We start from the raw sequence: 5564 nt of genomic DNA, 5'->3' as shown, positions 1-5564 counted from the left end.
CCCCACCCGCGAATCTCTGGATCGTGAGCCCACGAGCGCCCCATGGCACAGACACCCGTAGCGCAAGTGTTCGATATATCGCATGACTACACCGCTGTCCATTCGCTTCGAACCGGGGCTGCTGGCACAGCTGCGACGACACGCGGTGGCCGAGACGGGATCAAACACCTCAGCCCTGGCGCAGCGGCTCATCGACGAAGGGCTGCGGATGGCCGAACACCCGGGCATCGTCTTCAAAAGCGGCCCTTCCGGCCGTCGGGCGGCGCTGGCCTACGGGCCCGACGTCTGGGAGATCATCAAGTTCCTCCACGAGATCGACGAACGCGGACCAACCGCGTTGGCTGCCGCGGCGGAGACGTTCGCGGTCGACGCCAACCGGATCAACACCGCGGTCAGCTACTACAGCGACAACCGCGACGAGATCGACGCGGAGATCACCGCCGCGGACGAGGCGTCGGTGCGCGCCGAGCACGCTTGGCGCGTGCAGCAGCAGCTCATCGCATGAGCGCACCGAGCTCACAGCCGGTTGAGCTCGCCCTCGACGAGATGTTCTCACCGAAGATCGCTGAAGTGCTGCGCGAACGTGGGCACACCGTCGTGGCCGTCGTCGAACGGCTCGACCTGCGGGCGATGACGGACGACGACCTGTACACGTGGGCCACCGCCGAACGGCATTGGCTGTTGACCGAGAATGCCAAGGATTTTCGTCCGATCATGCTTCGGGCGTTGCAGTCCGACAGCGCCACCGCTGGACTGCTGTTCACCAGCAGCCGGACCTTCCTCCGCTCTCGGCACAATCCAGCCCCCCTCATCGAAGCGGTCCATGCGTGGCTGCTCAAAGGGCCGCCGGCACCACCGCTGACGGAGGACTGGCTCTTCAGGGCAACGGACTGAGCAAGACCGCGGGCAGAACGGCCCAGTACGACGATCCATCATGGCCTCGCCCCCGCCCGCGGTGCACAGACTGCGATGGGACGGATGACTTCCGCACCCGTCGCACCGCTTCTTGGGCGAACACCGGTCCGGGGCGGGGTTGTCGTTGTGATTTTGCGGAAACGCGGACAGGATGGCGTGAGGGTCCTTACGCTGTGAGTGATGTTGCGAGCGGGTTGACCATGCCGACGCGTCGGCCAGGCGGGCGAGGTGGGGACAGTGCGTGACGAAACTCCAGCGGACGCGGTGCCGGATGCCGGTGGGGCAGCCCGGCAGCACCTGGTGACCTTCTGTGGGAAGTGCAGCTGTGGTTGTCCGCAGTTGTTCGTCGACCACGACGCCCCGGCCGAACGCCGGATCGTGCTCGTGGACGACTTCGGCCAGCAGGTGCAGATGAGCGTCGACCAGTTCTACGAAATAATCGATCAGGCGAAGTCCGGGGCGCTGGAAAGCGTCCTCGACTCGGCGCTGGCCGTCGCCTCCGGCATCCAGGATGCAGCCGATCGGTAGTCGCCGATCGGTAGTCGCCGATCGGTAGTCGCCGATCGGTAGTCGCCGATCGGTAGTCGCCGATCAGTAGTCGCCGATCAGTAGCTGGTACCGAAAAACACGGGCAGGGACAAAGCAAGGATATATGGTCACACGGCGCCGGCCGGCCCGGTGCCGGGTCCGACCGGAGCCTATCCAGCCGTCCCCGGAACAGGATTTTCCGGAACTTTCCGGGATTTTCCGTGTGAACGTGGACCTTGGCATGACCAGGCGGTGCCGCAATGCACCATGTACCGGGAGTCGCGGACACAACCAGCACGGCCGGTGGCCCGCTCTGGTCTGTCGCGGCTCTGGTGTTCGCCGTTCTCGCGGTATTTCACGCCTGGCACGCCTGGCGCGCCTGGAGGTCGGTGCGAACGGCACGCGTTGACGGGAACCGGATCGCCGTGCTGACCGAAACCGGCCATCTTCTCGTAGCGGCCGGCATGGCGTACATGTTCAGCCCGCCGGCCTGGCAGGCCCGCACCGACCGAATTCTCACCGGAGCCACGCTGGCCTGGGGTTATCTGCTCCTTTCGTCGGTCTTCCTGACCGTCAACGTGATCCGAAGAGATGATCCGGAACGCTTTCGGCAACCGGGCCCGGGCGGCCATCACGACGCTGGCGTGACCGGGACCTGCTGCTGCGCGCTGCTCGCGGTCGAGGGCCTGGCGATGGCGTACATGAACGCGCTGCGGTGGTGGTCGGCGGACGACCTCACCATCGGTTTCTCCTTGCTTTTCACGGCGCTGGCCGTCCTCACCGCGGTCACCCTGGTGCTGCGCCTGACGGCACGCCCGTACCCGGCGGAGACACGCCCGTACCCGGCGGGCGGGCCGGCTGGCCAGCTGACCGCCCCGTTCGTGAGCAGGGCGCGGGGCGCGTCCGTCCGCGTCCACGGCTGCCGCCTGATCATGAGTGCCGGCATGGTCGCCATGTTCGCGACGATCCCGACCCCCTGACAGGGCGCGACGATCCGGCCGGCCTACGCGCCGCGTCGATCCGCTTCGGGGCGGGTCTCGTCGGGTCAGCCGCGGGCGTCGGCCGGTACCCCCACGATGTGGGGGGCGGCCGGCGCGTCGTCAGCGAACGCGATGTCCTCGTCCTGGTCGATGTACGTCGTCACGGGCGGGCAGGTGCAGACCGGGTTACGGTCGCCGTAGGCGCCGTCGATCCGGCGTACCGGCGGCCAGTACTTCGACTCCCGCAGGGAGGCGACCGGGTAGGCTGCCACCGTCCGGGAGTACGGGTGCTCCCACTCGTCCGCCACCAGCATGGACGCCGTGTGCGGAGCGTTGCGCAGTGGGTTGTCGGTCGCCGGCCAGGTGCCCGCGCCGACCAGGTCGGCCTCCCGCCGGATCGCGATCATCGCCCGGCAGAACCGTTCGATCTCGGTCAGATCCTCGCTCTCGGTCGGCTCGACCATCAACGTCCCGGGTACCGGGAACGACATCGTCGGCGCGTGGAAACCGTAGTCGATCAGCCGCTTGGCCACGTCGTCCACGGTCACTCCGGTGCGTTTCGTCAGCGGGCGCAGGTCGAGGATGCACTCGTGCGCGACCAGTCCGTCACGTCCGGTGTAGAGCACCGGGTAGTGGGACGACAGCCGCCAGGCGATGTAGTTGGCGTTGAGGACCGCCACCGAGGTGGCCCGGCGCAGCCCGGCGGCACCCATCAGCCGGATGTACGCCCAGGGGATCATCAGGATGCCCGCCGACCCCCACGGCGCCCCGGCGATCGGCCCGATACCGGTGGCCGGCCCCGCCTCGGGCCGCAGCGGATGGTTGGGCAGGTAGGGCGCGAGCCGTTCGACCACCGCGACCGGGCCGACGCCCGGGCCGCCGCCGCCGTGCGGGATGCAGAACGTCTTGTGCAGGTTCAGGTGGCTCACGTCCGCCCCGAACGTGCCCGGCCTGGCCAGCCCCACCAGGGCGTTGAGGTTCGCGCCGTCGACGTAGACCAGCCCGCCGCAGGAGTGCACCAGGTCGCACGCCCGCCCGATGCCCTCCTCGTAGACACCGTGCGTCGACGGGTAGGTCACCATCAGCGCCGCCAGCCGGTCGGAGTAGGCGGACGCCTTCGCGGCCAGATCCTCCAGGTCCACGTTGCCGTCGCTGTCGCAGGCAACCACCACGACCCGCATCCCGGCCATGACCGCGCTTGCCGCGTTCGTCCCGTGCGCCGACGACGGGATCAGGCAGACATCCCGGACCGGCCGACCCTCCACGGCGTGGTCGCGGTGGTAGGCGCGGATGGCCAGCAGCCCTGCGAGTTCCCCCTGGCTGCCCGCGTTCGGCTGCAGGGACACGGCCGCGTAGCCGGTGATCGCCACCAGCCACTTCTCGAGGTCGCGGATGAGCTCCAGGTAGCCGGCGGCCTGGTCCAGCGGCGCGAACGGGTGGATGTCGGCAAAGTCCGGCCAGGTCACCGCGGCCATCTCGGTCGTGGCGTTCAGCTTCATCGTGCAGGAGCCGAGCGGGATCATTCCGCGGTCGAGCGCCAGGTCCTTGTCGGCGAGGCGGCGCAGGTAACGCAGCATCGCCGTCTCGGACCGGTACAGGTGGAACACCGGATGTTCCAGGTAGGGACTCGCCCGTACCAGCTCCGCCGGGATCGCCGGGCCGCCACCACCGGCGTCGGCTCGAGCACCGATGGTAGCTATACCTGGGATGGCGCCGCCCGCGGTAGCGGCGCCGGCGGCTGTCGCCTTCCGCGCCGGCAGCGCGACCACCGACGGGGAGGGCAGCGGTGGCACCCCGAACGCCGCCCACACCGCGTGCAGGTCGGCGTCCAGCGTCGTCTCGCTACAGGAGATGCCGACGTGGTCGGCGTCGACCAGACGCAGGTTCAGCCCGCCGGTGAGCGCCGCGGCGACCGTTTCGGCCGCCCGGGACGGCACCTGCGCGAGCACCGTGTCGAAGAAGTGGTCGTGGACGACCCGCACCCCGCCGGCGCGCAGCCCCGCGGCGAGGCGTACCGCGTGGCCGTGCACCCGCTCGGCGATCCCCGCCAGCCCCCGCGGGCCGTGGTAGACGGCGTACATCGAGGCCAGCACGGCCGGCAGCACCTGTGCCGTGCAGATGTTGCTGGTGGCCTTCTCCCTGCGGATGTGCTGCTCCCGGGTCTGCAGGGCCAGCCGGTAGGCGGGCTCGCCGTCGGCGTCCACCGACACCCCGACCAGCCGGCCGGGCAGCGACCGCTCCAGGCCGGCGCGCACCGCGATGAAGCCCGCGTGCGGGCCGCCGAAGCCCAGGCCCAGCCCGAACCGCTGCGCGCTGCCGACCGCGATGTCCGCCCCGAACTCACCCGGTGCGGCCAGCAGCGTCAGCGCCAGCGGGTCGACCGCCACCGCCACGACGATCCCGTGGCCGTGGGCCTGTTCGATCACCGCGCGCGGGTCCCGCAGCGCGCCGTCGGCGGCCGGATAGGCCAGCAGGACGCCGAACGCCGACTCGGCCAGGTGTTCCGGTATGCCGGCCGAGAGGTCCATGACCACCACGTCGATCCCCAGCGCCCTGGCGCGGGTGCGCAGCACCGCGATCGTCTGTGGCAGCGTCCCGGTGTCCACGACGAACCGTGTGTCGGGCTTCTTCGCGGCCCGGCGGGCGAGCTGCATGGCCTCGGCCGCGGCGGTCGACTCGTCCAGCAGCGAGGCCCCGGCCGTCGCGAGGCCGGTCAGATCGGCGATCATGGTCTGGAAGTTGAGCAGCGCCTCCAGACGTCCCTGGGAGATCTCCGGCTGGTACGGGGTGTACGCCGTGTACCAGGCCGGGTTCTCCAGGACGTTGCGCTGGATCACCCCGGGCAGCACCGCCGGGTGGTAGCCGAGGCCGATCATCGAGGGCACCGGGCGGTTCCGGCTGCCCAGCCGGCGCAGCTCGGCGAGCACCTCCGGCTCGCTCGCCGCCGAAGGCAGCTCGAGGGTGTCGTCGCGGATCACCTCCGGCACCGCGGTCGTGACCAGCGCGTCCAGGCTGGCATGGCCGAGCCCGTCGAGCATCTTCCGGCGCTCGTCCGCGTCCGGCCCGACATGCCGGTCGGCGAAGGTGAGCGTCTCGGTGGGCGGCGGGCCGGCCCGGCGCGCCGTCGCGGCCGGCGCGGGC

The 5564-nt window shown here is 70.3% G+C and carries 5 protein-coding genes; 4 read left to right on the top strand and 1 reads right to left on the bottom strand.

Features of this window, described 5'->3' with window-relative positions; genetic code table 11:
* The first annotated feature begins 82 nt into the window (after positions 1–82).
* The 4 genes from CM1CMNOD_RS03060 to CM1CMNOD_RS03045 all read left to right on the top strand — a co-directional run bounded on the left by CM1CMNOD_RS03060 (position 83) and on the right by CM1CMNOD_RS03045 (position 2423).
* Positions 83–505 carry a hypothetical protein gene (locus CM1CMNOD_RS03060; protein ID WP_013872205.1) on the top strand — a complete coding sequence of 141 codons (423 nt, stop codon included), beginning with the start codon at positions 83–85 and terminating at the stop codon, positions 503–505.
* Entirely contained in the window at positions 502–894 is a 393-nt protein-coding gene (locus tag CM1CMNOD_RS03055; protein ID WP_013872204.1) for a DUF5615 family PIN-like protein, read from the top strand. The genes CM1CMNOD_RS03060 and CM1CMNOD_RS03055 overlap by 4 nt, the downstream gene beginning before the upstream one ends.
* Positions 895–1152: 258 nt before the next feature.
* Positions 1153–1443, top strand: a complete 291-nt coding sequence (locus tag CM1CMNOD_RS03050; RefSeq protein ID WP_013872203.1) for a hypothetical protein — start codon at positions 1153–1155, stop codon at positions 1441–1443.
* 389 nt (positions 1444–1832) lie between these two features.
* The gene (locus tag CM1CMNOD_RS03045) at positions 1833–2423 is read left to right on the top strand and encodes a DUF5134 domain-containing protein (protein WP_165001606.1); all 591 of its coding nucleotides are present in this window, start codon (positions 1833–1835) and stop codon (positions 2421–2423) included.
* Positions 2424–2488: 65 nt separating this feature from the next.
* Here CM1CMNOD_RS03045 and gcvPB read toward each other — a convergent pair.
* Positions 2489–5564, bottom strand: a 3076-nt coding sequence (gene gcvPB / locus CM1CMNOD_RS03040; protein ID WP_131773824.1) for an aminomethyl-transferring glycine dehydrogenase subunit GcvPB, incomplete at its 5' end; no start/stop codon positions are given.

Origin of the sequence: Protofrankia symbiont of Coriaria myrtifolia (genome assembly GCF_900634755.1) — a bacterium.
Classification (GTDB): Bacteria; Actinomycetota; Actinomycetes; order Frankiales; family Frankiaceae; genus Protofrankia; species Protofrankia coriariae.
The sequence above is the reverse complement of the archived record's forward strand: the minus strand, read 5'-3'. Positions and strand labels throughout refer to the sequence as shown.